This window comes from Pollutimonas sp. M17 (assembly GCF_025836975.1).
Lineage (GTDB): Bacteria > Pseudomonadota > Gammaproteobacteria > Burkholderiales > Burkholderiaceae_B.
In genome coordinates, this window is sequence record NZ_CP107548.1 from 2,636,119 (window position 1) to 2,648,329 (window position 12,211).

The window sequence follows — 12,211 nt, forward strand, 5'->3', positions numbered from 1 at the left end:
TCAGGTCTACAGTTTCGAGATAGAGACGTGCTGCAGCAAGGCTTCCACCGACACATGCATGACATCTGTAAACGGTTTCGGATAAATGCCCATGTACAGCACGGCAATCGCCATGATTCCCAGAATGAAGAATTCGCGCGGGCTCAGGTCGACCATGCCCCGGACCTGCTCGTTGGCGACATCGCCAAGGGCCACGCGCTTGAACATCCACAGCGAATACGCCGCGCCCCAGATCAGCGCCGATGCCGTCAGCAGGCCGACCCAGAAGTTGTATTCGACGGCGCCCATGATGACGGTGAACTCGCCCACGAAGCCGCTGGTCGCCGGCAGGCCCGAGTTGGCCATGGAGAACAGCAGGAACAGGGTGACGAAACGCGGCATGACGTTGACCACGCCGCCGTAGTCGGCGATACGGCGCGTATGCAGGCGGTCATACAGGACGCCGATGCACAGGAACATCGCGCCGGAGACGAAGCCGTGCGAGATCATCTGCACGATGGCCCCTTCCAGGCCCGCCGTGTTGAACAGAAAGAAGCCCAGCGTGACGAAACCCATGTGGGCGACCGAGGAATAGGCCACCAGCTTCTTCATGTCGTCCTGGACGATGGCGACCAGGCCGATATAGATCACGGCGATCAGCGACAGCGCGATCATCATGCCGGCCAGGCTGTGCGAGGCGTCCGGCACGATGGGCAGCGAGAAGCGCAGGAAGCCGTAGGCGCCCAGCTTCAGCATGATGGCGGCCAGCACGACCGAGCCGCCCGTGGGCGCTTCGACGTGGGCGTCGGGCAACCATGTATGCACCGGCCACATCGGCACCTTGACGGCGAACGCCGCCAGCAGGGCCACGAAGATGAGGATCTGCGGCGTGTAGTCCAGCTTCAGCTGATGCCAGGTCAGGATGTCGAAGGAACCGTCGGCGGCATGCCACAGGTAGATGAAGGCGACCAGGGTCAGCAGCGAACCCATCAGCGTGTACAGGAAGAACTTGAACGCAGCATAGACGCGGTTCGGCCCGCCCCATACCCCGATGATCAGGTACATGGGGATGAGCGTGGCTTCGAAGAAGACATAGAACAGCATGCCGTCCAGCGAGGCGAACACACCCACCATCAGTCCCGACAGGATGAGGAAGGCGGCCATGTACTGGGACACGCGGCTGGTGATCACTTCCCAGCCGGCCAGCACCACGATGACGGTGATGAAGGCGGTCAGCAGCACGAACCAGATCGAGATGCCGTCGATGCCCAGGTGGTAGTTGACGGCAAAGGTTTCGATCCAGCTGGCCTTTTCGACGAACTGCATGTCGGCGGTATCGGGATTGAAGCCCGTGTACAGGGGCAGGGTCACCAGGAAGCCGGCCACCGAGCCGATCAGCGCGAGCACGCGGGTCAGGCCCGGCCTGTCGTCGCGGCCCACCAGCAGCACGATCAGCCCCGCCACGATGGGGACGAAGATCGAAAGCGTTAACCAGGGAAGAGTAGAAGACGCCATATCGCTAGCCATCAGTTAACCGTGAGCACAAAAAAGGAGAGTAGAGCCATGATCCCGATGATCATCGCAAAGGCGTAGTGGTAGATGTAGCCCGACTGCAAGTGCCGGCTGACCGCAGCCACCCAGCCCACCAGGCGGGCGCTGCCGTTGACCAGCACGCCGTCGATCAGGCCGCGGTCGCCGCCCTTCCAGAAACCGTGGCCCAGGCAGCGGGCGCCGCGCGCGATGACCTGCTCGTTGAACCAGTCGGCGTAGTACTTGTTGTCGAGCACGCGATTGACGAACGACAGCCGGCCATGGATGGCGGCGGGCAGCCTGGGATTGACCATGTAGCAGTACCAGGCGACCACGAAGCCGGCGATCATCAGCCAGAAAGGCACGGTGACGAAGCCGTGCAGCGCGTAGGCCACCCAGCCGTGCCAGTGCTCCGCCAGCTCGGCCATGGCCGGATGCTGCGGCAATACCGCGATGACGCCATCGAAGAAGCCGTCGAACAGCAAGGGATCGATGAACCAGGCGCCGGCGATGACGGATGGGATGGCCAGCAGGACCAGCGGCAGGGTAACGACCCAGGGCGACTCGTGCGGCGTGCCGCCGTGATGGCCATGATCGTCATGCGCGTCGTGCCCGTGTCCATGGCTGGCGTGCGCGTCGGTGTTGAAACGCTCTTTGCCGTGGAACACCAGGAAATATACCCGGAAGGAATACAGCGAGGTCACGAATACGCCGATCAGGGTGGCGTAGTAGCCGAAGCTCGCGCCCCAGACATCGGCCGCGCCGGCGGCCTCGATGATGTGTTCCTTGGAATAGAAGCCCGCGAAGAACGGCGTGCCGACCAGGGCCAGCGTGCCCAGCAGGAAGGTGATCCAGGTGATGGGCATGTACTTGCGCAGGCCGCCCATGTTGCGGATGTCCTGGTCATGATGCATGCCGATGATGACCGAGCCCGCGCCCAGGAACAGCAGGGCCTTGAAGAAAGCGTGCGTCATCAGGTGGAAGATGGCCGCCGAATAGGCGGAGGCGCCCAGCGCGACCGTCATGTAGCCCAGTTGCGACAAGGTGGAATAAGCGATCACGCGCTTGATGTCGTTCTGGACGATGCCCAGTATGCCCAGGAACAGCGCGCCGATGGCGCCGATCACGATCATGAACGACAGCGCCGTGTCGGAATGCTCGAACACCGGCGAGAATCGCGCCACCATGAAGATGCCCGCGGTCACCATGGTTGCCGCGTGGATCAGGGCGGAAATGGGCGTGGGGCCTTCCATGGAATCGGGCAGCCAGGCATGCAGAGGAACCTGCGCCGACTTGCCCATGGCGCCCACGAACAGCGAAATACACGCCACCGTCAGCAACTGCCAGTCGGTGCCCGGGAAGGCCTCGGTGGCCAGCTTGTCGCTTTGCGCGAAGATGTCGCCGTAGTGCATGCTGCCGGCATAGGCAAACAGCAGGCCTATGCCCAGGATGAAGCCGAAGTCGCCCACGCGGTTGACCAGGAAGGCCTTCATGTTGGCGAAGATGGCGGTCGGACGCGTATACCAGAAGCCGATCAGCAGGTAGGACACCAGGCCCACCGCTTCCCAGCCGAAGAACAGCTGCACCATGTTGTTGGACATGACCAGCATCAGCATGGAGAAGGTGAACAGCGAAATATAGGCGAAGAAACGCTGGTAGCCGGGATCGTCGGCCATGTAGCCTATGGTGTAGATGTGCACCATCAGCGACACCGAGGTCACCACCACCATCATCAGCGCCGACAGCGGATCGATCAGGAAGCCGAGTTCCAGCGGGGTCGTGCCGATGACGCTCCAGGTGTACAGAGTGCCGTCGTAGGTGTGGCCGTCCAGCACCTGGAACAGCACCATGACCGAGCCGATGAAGGAAACCAGCACGCAGGCGATGGTGATCAGGTGGGAGCCGCGGCGGCCGACGAAGCGGCCCAGGAAGCCGGTGCCGAACAGGCCGGCCAGTATGGCCCCGGCCAGCGGCGCCAATGCAATCAATAGGTAAAGACTGGGTGAATTCATAGTATGTGCAATCCCATCAACCCTTGAGCTGGTCAAGTTCTTCAACGTTGATCGTATTCAGGTTGCGGAACAGCAAAACCAGAATCGCCAGGCCGATAGCGGCTTCAGCCGCGGCCACCGTCAAGATAAAAAAGACGAAGACTTGCCCGGCCGTATCGCCGAACCATGTTGAAAACGCCACGAAATTCATGTTGGCGGCCAGCAGCATGAGCTCGATGGACATCAGCAGAATGATCAGGTTGCGGCGGTTCAGGAAGAAGCCGAAGATACCGATGGCGAACAGGATGGCGCCCAGTATCAGGTAATGAGCCAGAGTCAATGTCATTTGGAGTCCCCTTGGGCTGGTTCGGCGCCGGTTGCGGCCGAGGGCGCTTCGGTCTGCGAGGGAATGCTGACCAGGCGCAGGCGGTCCTTGGCCTGGGCCTTGACCTGGTCGGACGGACGGTTGCGCTTGACGTCGCTACGCTTGCGCAAGGTCAGCGCGATGGCGGCGATCATGCCCACCAGCAGGATCACGCCGCCCACCTGCACGGCGAACACGTAGTCGGTGTACATCGCCACGCCCAGGGCATGGGTGTTGTCGTAGTCGTCGGCGACCGGGGCTGCCGGGCCGGCGCCCATCCAGGTCCTGGCCAGCACGAAGGCCATCTCCAGCACCATGACCAGACCGATGACCAGGCCCAGGGGCAGGTAGGTCTTGAGCCCCGAGCGCAGGGTTTCCATGCGCACGTCCAGCATCATGACCACGAACAGGAACAGCACCATGACCGCGCCCACATACACCAGGACGAGCAGCAGGGAAAGGAATTCGGCGCCCAGCAGCATCCAGATCATGGATGCGGTGAAGAAGGCCAGGATGAGATGCAGCACGCCGGTGACGGGACTGTTGGCGGTGATGACGCGGAACGCGGCGACGATCAGCACCAGCGACAGCAGATAAAACAGGACGGTAGAAAAAATCATAGGTGTCGGGTCCGGCATCAACGATAAGGGGCGTCTTCGGCGCGACGGCGTGCGATTTCAGGCTCGTAGCGATCGCCAATGGCAAGCAGCATGTCCTTGGTGTAGTACAGGTCGCCGCGCTTTTCACCGTGGTATTCGGAGATATGCGTCTCGACGATGGAGTCCACCGGACAGCTTTCTTCACAGAAGCCGCAAAAAATGCATTTGGCCAGGTCGATGTCGTAGCGCGTGGTGCGGCGGGTGCCGTCATCGCGCTCCTCGGACTCGATGCTGATGGCCAGCGCGGGGCAGACCGCCTCGCACAGCTTGCAGGCGATGCAGCGCTCTTCGCCGTTGGGATAACGGCGCAAGGCGTGCAGGCCGCGGAACCGGGGCGACGCGGGGGTTTTCTCTTGGGGGTAGCGCAAGGTGACCTTGCGCTTGAAGAAGTACTTGCCGGTCAGGCGCATACCCTTCAACATCTCGGACAGCATCAAGCTGCCGAAGAAATCCTTAATAGCTTCCATAATCTAGCCCCTGTGTCCTATTGCCAAATATTCCAGGGCGTTTGCATCCAGATCGCCACCACCAGCAACCAGATGCCGGTGAGCGGAATGAATACCTTCCAGCCCAGGCGCATGATCTGGTCGTAGCGGTAGCGCGGGAACGTCGCACGGAACCACACAAACATCGAAACCACAAAAAATGTCTTGATACCCAGCCACAGCCAGCCCGGAATCCAGGTCAGCGGCGCGATCTCCAGGGGCGGCATCCAGCCTCCCAGGAACATGATGGACGCCAGCGCCGACAGCAGGATCATGTTGGCGTACTCGCCCAGGAAGAACAGCGCAAAGCCCATGCCGGAATATTCCACCATGTGCCCCGCGACGATTTCCGATTCGCCCTCGACCACGTCGAAGGGGTGGCGGTTGGTTTCGGCCACGGCCGACACCACGTAGATGACGAAGAGCGGCAGCAGCGGCAGCCAGTTCCACGACATGAAGTTGATGCCCTTGTCGGCGAACCAGCCGGCGCCCTGCCCGTTGACGATGCCGCTGAGGTTCAGCGTACCGGATACCAGCAGCACGGTCACCAGCACGAAGCCGATAGCCAGTTCGTAGGACACCATCTGCGCGGCGGCGCGCAAGGCGCCCAGGAAGGCGTACTTGGAGTTCGATGCCCAGCCCGCGACGATCACGCCGTACACGCCTATGGACGTGATGGCCATGATGAACAGCAGGCCGGCGTTGACGTCGGCCAGCACGACTTCGGGCCCGAAGGGAATCACGGCCCAGGCCGCCAGCGCGGGCATCAGCGTGACCACGGGCGCCAGTATGTACAGCACCTTGTTGGCCTTGCTGGGAACGATGACTTCCTTGGTCAGAAGCTTGAACACGTCGGCAAAAGGCTGCAGCAGCCCGCGATAGCCCACGCGGTTCGGCCCCATGCGCACGTGCATCGCGCCTATCATCTTGCGCTCCCAGTAGGTAAGGTAGGCCACGCAAAGGATGATGGGCACGGCGATGACGACGATCTTCACCAGCGACCACACCACCAGCCAGGCAGTCGGGCCGATGAGTTCGGTACCGTAGTTTTCAAGAACTGTAAGCCACTCCATTAGGCACGCTCCACCGTGATTTGGCCAAAGCCGCTACCCAGCGCCGCCGTTTCGTCGAAGGCGGCGGCGATCCGTACGCAATCGGGCGCGACGGTATTGTCTTCCAGCGCGGGCAGCACGATCTGGCCCTGCTGGCTGGCAATGCGCACCGCATCGCCCGACTGTATGCCCAGGCCGGCCAGTGTGCCGGCCGCCATGCGCGCCTTGGGCGGCCGCGAGTCGGCCGTTTCCTGCAAGGGCGCCGAACGGCGCACCAGGGCATCGCTGCGATAGATGGGCACGTCGGTCACGCGCTCGAGGCCGCCGGGCCGGGCCGCCAGGCCGGGCTGGGCCTTGATTTCGTTGGACAGGCGTCCATCGAGTCCGCCGACCATGACGGTGTCGCGCACCGCTTCCGAGGTTTCGTAGTCGAAGCCCTGCAGTTCGAACAGATTGCCCAGCACGCGCAGGACTTTCCAGGCCGGCCGCGTATCGGCGAACGGCGCGGCCACGCCCTTGAAGCTCTGGGCACGGCCTTCGGCATTGACGAAAGTGCCCGACGTTTCGGTGAAGGGCGAAATGGGCAGCATGACATCCGCCCAGTCCTGCGCCGCCGACCGGAACGATGTAAGCGCCACCGCGAAGCCGGCCGATTTAAGGGCCTGGAGCGCGCGGGCGCCGTTGTCGCTGTCCAGCGTGGGTTCGGCATGCAGCACCAGGTAGGCTTTAAGGGATTTCTCCAGCATCTGCTCGGCGGTCAGCCCGCCGCGTCCGGGCGTGGCGCCGGCCAGGTAGCCGCCCACCGTGTTGGCGCCCGGGGTCAGGAAGCCGAATTGCGCCCTGGCCGCCTGGGCCAGCGCGGATGCATTGGCGGCGATCAACGATGCCTGGTCCGATGCCACCGCCATATTGCCCAGCAGTACGGCAACGCGTTCGCCGGACAGCAGGCTGGCGGCGATCTGCTCGGCCGCCACGGAAGGCGCGACGCCCGCCAGGGCCTCGGGCAGGGATTGCTCGGTGCTTTTCGCCACCGCCGCCAGCACCTCGGCCAGGGCATTGGGCAAGGCGCTGGGCGCCACCGTCATGCGGCCGGTCACGGGGAACAGGGGATCGTCGGCGGCCGAATCGATGAAGGAAATCTGCGTGCCGTGCTTGGCCGCCTGGCGCAGGCGCTGCGCCATCAGCGGGTGATCCTTGCGCAGGAAGGAACCCACCACCAGCACGCGATCAAGCTGGGCGAACTCGGTGATCGGCATGCCCAGCCAGGGCACGCCCGGCAGGGCCTCGTCCAGGGCCGCATCGATGTGGCGCAGGCGGAAGTCGACGTTCTCGGAACCCAGCGCCCGCATCAGCTTGGCCATGAGAGCCAGCTCTTCAGTGGTGGCGGTAGGGCTGCCGATGCCGCCGATCTGTTCGGCGCCGAACTGTTCGCGCACCGTATTGAAACCATGCACCACCACTTGCAGGGCGTCGGTCCAGGAGGCTTCGCGCCATTGGCCGTCCTCGCCCTTGATCATAGGGTGCGCCAGCCGGTCTTCGGTGTACAGGCCTTCGTAGGAGAAACGATCGCGATCGCTGATCCAGCATTCGTTGATGTCGTCGTTCTCGAAGGGCACCACGCGCAGCACGCGGTCCAGCTTGGCCTGCACGACCAGGTTGGCGCCCAGGCTGTCGTGGGGGCTGACCGAACGGCGGCGCGCCATTTCCCAGGTACGGGCCGTGAACTTGAAGGGCTTGGACAGCAATGCGCCCACGGGGCAGATGTCGATCATGTTGCCGGACAGCTCGGACTCGACCGCCTGGCCCACGAAGGTGGTGATCTCGGAATGCTCGCCGCGGTTGATCATGCCGATTTCCATGATGCCGCCGATTTCCTGGCCGAAACGGACACAGCGCGTACAGTGGATGCAGCGCTGCATGCCTTCGGTGGAAATCAGAGGCCCCATTTCCTTGGCGGACACCACGCGTTTCTCTTCGAGGTAGCGCGAGGCCGAGGCGCCGTAGCCGACGGCCAGATCCTGCAGCTGGCACTCGCCGCCCTGGTCGCACACGGGGCAATCCAGGGGGTGATTGATCAGCAGGAATTCCATCACGCTCTTCTGGGCCGCGATGGCCTTTTCCGAACGGGTGTGTACGACCATGCCGTTGGTGACCGGCGTGGCGCAGGCCGGCAGCGCCTTGGGCGCTTTTTCGACGTCGACCAGGCACATGCGGCAATTGGCCGCCACGGATAGTTTCTTGTGATAGCAGAAATGCGGTACGTAGACTCCCAGCTTGTGGGCGGCCTGGATGACCATGCTGCCTTCGGGAGCCTCTACTTTGATACCGTCGATGGTGATTTCAACCATTAGCGTGTCCTGACCCTACAGATATTTGGGCACCACACAGCTTTTATGCTCGATGTGGTGTGCGAATTCGTCGCGGAAGTGCTTGATGAAGCTGCGTACCGGCATGGCGGCGGCGTCGCCCAGGGCGCAGATGGTGCGGCCCATGATGTTGTGCGCGACCGAATCCAGGACGTCCAGGTCTTCCGGAAGGCCCTGGCCGTTCTCGATGCGTGCCAGCATGCGGTAAAGCCAGCCCGTGCCTTCCCGGCACGGCGTGCACTGGCCGCAGCTTTCCTCGAAGTAGAAATAGGACAGGCGCAGCAGCGACTTGACCATGCAGCGGGTTTCGTCCATGACGATCACCGCGCCCGAGCCCAGCATGGAGCCGGCCTTGGCGATGGAGTCGTAGTCCATATTGGTCTGCATCATGATGTCGGCGGGCAGCACGGGCGCGCTGGAACCGCCGGGAATCACGGCCTTGAGCTTGCGGCCGCCGCGCATGCCGCCGGCCAGCTCCAGCAGCTTGCTGAAGGGCGTGCCCAGCGGGATTTCATAGTTGCCGGGAAGCTCGACGTCGCCGGAAATGGAAAACAACTTGGTGCCGCCGGCATTGGGCACGCCGATGTCCAGGTACTCCTGCGCGCTGTGGCGGAAGATCCAGGGCACCGCTGCAAACGTTTCAGTGTTGTTGATGGTGGTGGGCTTGCCGTATAGGCCGAAGCTGGCCGGGAACGGCGGCTTGAAGCGCGGTTGTCCCTTCTTGCCTTCCAGCGATTCCAGCAAGGCGGTTTCCTCGCCGCAGATGTAGGCGCCATAGCCATGGAAGGCATGCAGCTGGAAGCTGAAGTCGGAACCCAGGATCTTGTCGCCCAGGAAGCCGGCCGCGCGGGCCTGGTCCAGCGCCTCTTCGAAACGCTCGTAGATTTCGAAGATTTCGCCGTGGATGTAGTTGTAGCCCACGGTGATGCCCATGGCATAGGCCGCGATGGCCATGCCTTCGATCACGATGTGCGGGTTGAAGCGCAGGATGTCGCGGTCTTTGAAGGTGCCCGGCTCGCCCTCGTCGGAGTTGCACACCAGGTACTTCTGTCCCGGCAGGGTGCGCGGCATGAAGCTCCATTTCAGGCCCGTGGGAAAGCCCGCGCCGCCCCGCCCGCGCAGGCTGGAGGCCTTGACTTCGGCGATGACGTCTTCCGGCTTCATGCCGGTGGTCAGGATCTTGCGCAGGGCTTCGTAGCCGCCGCGCTTGACGTAGTCTTCCAGCCCCCAGTTCGTGCCGTCCAGGCCCGCCACGATCTGCGGGTTGATGTGGCGGTCGTGGAAAACCATGCTGGTGGCAAGATCGGGGCCGGGATTGGGCGTAAGACCTTGCGAGAACTGCTGCAATAGACCCGGAGCGTTCATGCCGATTCCCCGTGCTGTTTGAGTTCCTGGATCATGGCGTCGATCTTTTCCGACGACATGCGTACACACATATGCCTGTTGTTCATGAGCATCACGGGCGAATCGCCGCAAGCGCCCATGCACTCGCCTTCCATCAGGGTGAACAGGCCGTCGGGCGTGGTTTCGTGGAAGTCGATGCCCAGCTTCTGCTTCAGGTAGTCGGCCGCCTTGACCCCGTCGCGCAAGGCACAGGGCAGATTGGTGCAGACCGTGATCTTGAAGCGGCCCACCGGGTGCGTATTGAACATGTTGTAGAAGGTGGCGACTTCCTGCACCGCAATGGGCGGTACGTGCAGGTAGGCGGCCACATCATCGATGACCTCGGTGGACACCCACCCCTTTTCTTCCTGGGCGATGGTCAGCGCCGCCATGATGGCGGACTGTTGCTGATCGCCGGGGAACTTGGTCAGTTCCCGGTCGATTTTCTGATAGGCTTGTTCGGAAAGCAGCATAGTTTGAATCCGGTTTTTACCTTGGCTAGCGCCGGTTAACGGTCGATTTCGCCAAACACAATGTCTTGCGTCCCAATGATGGTGACGGCGTCGGCAATCATGTGCCCGCGCGACATTTCATCGAGGGATTGCAGGTGGGCGAAGCCCGGCGCGCGTATCTTCATGCGATAGGGCTTGTTGGCGCCGTCGGACACCATGTAGATGCCGAACTCGCCCTTGGGATGCTCGACCGCGGCGTAGGTTTCGCCGGCAGGCACGTGCATGCCTTCGGTAAAGAGCTTGAAGTGGTGGATGAGGTCTTCCATGCCGGTCTTCATGCGCTCGCGCTTGGGCGGCGCAACCTTGTGGTTGTCGACGATGACCGGACCGGGATTGTTGCGCAGCCATTCCACGCACTGGCGGATGATGCGGTTGCTTTCGCGCATTTCGGCGATACGCACCAGGTAGCGGTCGTAGCAGTCGCCATTGATGCCCACGGGAATGTCGAATTCAAGGCGATCGTAGACTTCGTAGGGCTGCATGCGGCGCAAGTCCCATTCGACGCCGGAGCCGCGCAGCATGGGGCCGGTAAAGCCCAGGGCCTTGGCGCGCTCGGGGCTGACCACGCCCACGTCCACCAGGCGCTGCTTCCAGATGCGGTTGTCGGTCAGCAGGGTTTCGTACTCGTCGACGCAAGTGGGGAAGCGGTTGGTGAAGTCCTCGATGAAATCCAGCAGCGAGCCCGAACGCGCTTCATTCATGGCGCGCACTTCTTTCTCGCCGCGATACTTGCTGGACTGCCCGTACTGCGGCATGGCGTCGGGCAGGTCGCGGTAGACGCCGCCCGGGCGATAGTAGGCCGCGTGCATGCGCGCGCCCGACACCGCTTCATAGCAGTCCATAAGGTCTTCGCGCTCGCGGAAGGCGTACAGGAAAACCGCCATGGCGCCCACGTCGAGCGCGTGCGAGCCCAGCGACATCAGGTGATTGAGCAGGCGCGTGATCTCGTCGAACATGACGCGGATGTACTGCGCGCGCAGCGGCACCTTGATGCCCAGCAGATTCTCGACCGCCATCACATAGGCGTGCTCGTTGCACATCATGGACACGTAATCCAGGCGATCCATGTAAGGCAGGGCCTGAAGAAAGGTCTTGTGCTCGGCCAGCTTTTCAGTGGCGCGGTGCAGCAGGCCGATATGGGGGTCGGCGCGCTGGATGACCTCGCCGTCCAGCTCCAGCACCAGGCGCAGCACGCCGTGCGCGGCCGGATGCTGGGGCCCGAAGTTAAGTGTGTAGTTTTTGATTTCAGCCATGTTCTAGCGCCCTGCTCCGTAGCCTTCTTCACGCACAACACGCGGAGTGATTTCACGCGGCTCTATGGTGACGGGCTGGTAGACAACCCGCTTCTGTTCCGTGTCGTAGCGCATTTCAACGTTGCCCGACAGGGGGAAATCTTTGCGGAAGGGATGCCCGATGAAACCGTAGTCGGTGAGAATGCGGCGCAGATCGGGGTGCCCTTCGAATACGATGCCGTACAGATCGAATGCCTCGCGCTCGAACCAATTGACCGCGGGCCAGACATCGACCAGGGTGGGCAGCACGGGGAAGTCGTCGTTGGGAACGTAGGCGCGTACACGCAGGCGCCAGTTGTGCTTGACCGACAGCAGGTGGACCACCACCGCAAAGCGCTGCGGATGCAGGCCGGGCTCGGCCACGTAGGTGGGGGCTCCCCATCCGGAATAATCGATTCCGCAAACATCGATGCAGGTGTCGAAACCCAGCGTCTCGTTGTCGCGCAGCGCGGTACAGGTGTCGATCCAGTGTTTGGCCTGAACCTCGAGCGTAAGCTCGTTCAGGGCCAGCTTCAGCGAGGCGGATTCGCCCAATGCGGCCAGCAGGTTAGTGTGTAGCGTTTCGAGCCGAGTCATAGTTCAAGCAGTTCAACGTGTT

General features: G+C 62.6%; 11 protein-coding genes. All 11 read right to left on the reverse strand.

Annotated features, from left to right (window positions below; translation table 11 throughout):
- Positions 1–6: 6 nt before the first annotated feature.
- Genes OEG81_RS12400 through OEG81_RS12450 form a run of 11 tightly spaced genes read right to left on the reverse strand, consistent with a single transcriptional unit; the run spans position 7 to position 12,189 of the window.
- The gene (locus tag OEG81_RS12400; protein ID WP_264129568.1) at positions 7–1,494 is read right to left on the reverse strand and encodes an NADH-quinone oxidoreductase subunit M; all 1,488 of its coding nucleotides are present in this window, start codon (positions 1,492–1,494) and stop codon (positions 7–9) included.
- A gap of 11 nt (positions 1,495–1,505) precedes the next feature.
- Entirely contained in the window at positions 1,506–3,521 is a 2,016-nt protein-coding gene (nuoL, locus tag OEG81_RS12405) for an NADH-quinone oxidoreductase subunit L (RefSeq protein WP_264129569.1), read from the reverse strand.
- Positions 3,522–3,537: 16 nt separating this feature from the next.
- Positions 3,538–3,846 carry an NADH-quinone oxidoreductase subunit NuoK gene (gene nuoK / locus OEG81_RS12410; protein ID WP_165026998.1) on the reverse strand — a complete coding sequence of 103 codons (309 nt, stop codon included), beginning with the start codon at positions 3,844–3,846 and terminating at the stop codon, positions 3,538–3,540.
- Positions 3,843–4,484 carry an NADH-quinone oxidoreductase subunit J gene (locus tag OEG81_RS12415; protein ID WP_264129570.1) on the reverse strand — a complete coding sequence of 214 codons (642 nt, stop codon included), beginning with the start codon at positions 4,482–4,484 and terminating at the stop codon, positions 3,843–3,845. Before OEG81_RS12415 ends, nuoK begins: the two co-directional genes overlap by 4 nt.
- A gap of 17 nt (positions 4,485–4,501) precedes the next feature.
- A complete protein-coding gene (gene nuoI / locus OEG81_RS12420) occupies positions 4,502–4,990 on the reverse strand; it encodes an NADH-quinone oxidoreductase subunit NuoI (RefSeq protein WP_264129571.1) in 489 nt (162 codons plus the stop codon).
- A 17-nt stretch (positions 4,991–5,007) separates the two neighbouring features.
- Positions 5,008–6,081: an NADH-quinone oxidoreductase subunit NuoH gene (gene nuoH / locus OEG81_RS12425; RefSeq protein WP_264129572.1), complete on the reverse strand. Its 1,074-nt coding sequence runs from the start codon at positions 6,079–6,081 to the stop codon at positions 5,008–5,010.
- Complete coding sequence (nuoG, locus tag OEG81_RS12430) at positions 6,081–8,408, reverse strand: NADH-quinone oxidoreductase subunit NuoG (protein WP_264129573.1); 2,328 nt, start codon at positions 8,406–8,408, stop codon at positions 6,081–6,083. The genes nuoH and nuoG overlap by 1 nt, the downstream gene beginning before the upstream one ends.
- A 15-nt stretch (positions 8,409–8,423) precedes the next feature.
- Positions 8,424–9,791 carry an NADH-quinone oxidoreductase subunit NuoF gene (nuoF, locus tag OEG81_RS12435; RefSeq protein WP_264129574.1) on the reverse strand — a complete coding sequence of 456 codons (1,368 nt, stop codon included), beginning with the start codon at positions 9,789–9,791 and terminating at the stop codon, positions 8,424–8,426.
- Positions 9,788–10,282, reverse strand: coding sequence for an NADH-quinone oxidoreductase subunit NuoE (nuoE, locus tag OEG81_RS12440; RefSeq protein ID WP_264129575.1), 495 nt, complete (start codon positions 10,280–10,282; stop codon positions 9,788–9,790). Before nuoE ends, nuoF begins: the two co-directional genes overlap by 4 nt.
- A gap of 35 nt (positions 10,283–10,317) precedes the next feature.
- A complete protein-coding gene (locus tag OEG81_RS12445) occupies positions 10,318–11,574 on the reverse strand; it encodes an NADH-quinone oxidoreductase subunit D (RefSeq protein ID WP_264129577.1) in 1,257 nt (418 codons plus the stop codon).
- Positions 11,575–11,577: 3 nt separating this feature from the next.
- The gene (locus tag OEG81_RS12450) at positions 11,578–12,189 is read right to left on the reverse strand and encodes an NADH-quinone oxidoreductase subunit C (protein WP_264129578.1); all 612 of its coding nucleotides are present in this window, start codon (positions 12,187–12,189) and stop codon (positions 11,578–11,580) included.
- Positions 12,190–12,211: the final 22 nt, after the last annotated feature.

Excerpts from the sequence above, each read along its gene's own strand:
- nuoL (WP_264129569.1), bottom strand. The coding sequence starts at position 3,521 with ATGAATTCACCCAGTCTTTACCTATTGATTGCATTGGCGCCGCTGGCC.
- nuoK (WP_165026998.1), bottom strand. The coding sequence starts at position 3,846 with ATGACATTGACTCTGGCTCATTACCTGATACTGGGCGCCATCCTGTTC.
- nuoE (WP_264129575.1), bottom strand. The coding sequence starts at position 10,282 with ATGCTGCTTTCCGAACAAGCCTATCAGAAAATCGACCGGGAACTGACC.
- OEG81_RS12415 (WP_264129570.1), bottom strand. The coding sequence starts at position 4,484 with ATGATTTTTTCTACCGTCCTGTTTTATCTGCTGTCGCTGGTGCTGATC.
- nuoI (WP_264129571.1), bottom strand. The coding sequence starts at position 4,990 with ATGGAAGCTATTAAGGATTTCTTCGGCAGCTTGATGCTGTCCGAGATG.
- nuoG (WP_264129573.1), bottom strand. The coding sequence starts at position 8,408 with ATGGTTGAAATCACCATCGACGGTATCAAAGTAGAGGCTCCCGAAGGC.
- OEG81_RS12400 (WP_264129568.1), bottom strand. The coding sequence starts at position 1,494 with ATGGCGTCTTCTACTCTTCCCTGGTTAACGCTTTCGATCTTCGTCCCC.
- OEG81_RS12445 (WP_264129577.1), bottom strand. The coding sequence starts at position 11,574 with ATGGCTGAAATCAAAAACTACACACTTAACTTCGGGCCCCAGCATCCG.
- nuoF (WP_264129574.1), bottom strand. The coding sequence starts at position 9,791 with ATGAACGCTCCGGGTCTATTGCAGCAGTTCTCGCAAGGTCTTACGCCC.
- nuoH (WP_264129572.1), bottom strand. The coding sequence starts at position 6,081 with ATGGAGTGGCTTACAGTTCTTGAAAACTACGGTACCGAACTCATCGGC.
- OEG81_RS12450 (WP_264129578.1), bottom strand. The coding sequence starts at position 12,189 with ATGACTCGGCTCGAAACGCTACACACTAACCTGCTGGCCGCATTGGGC.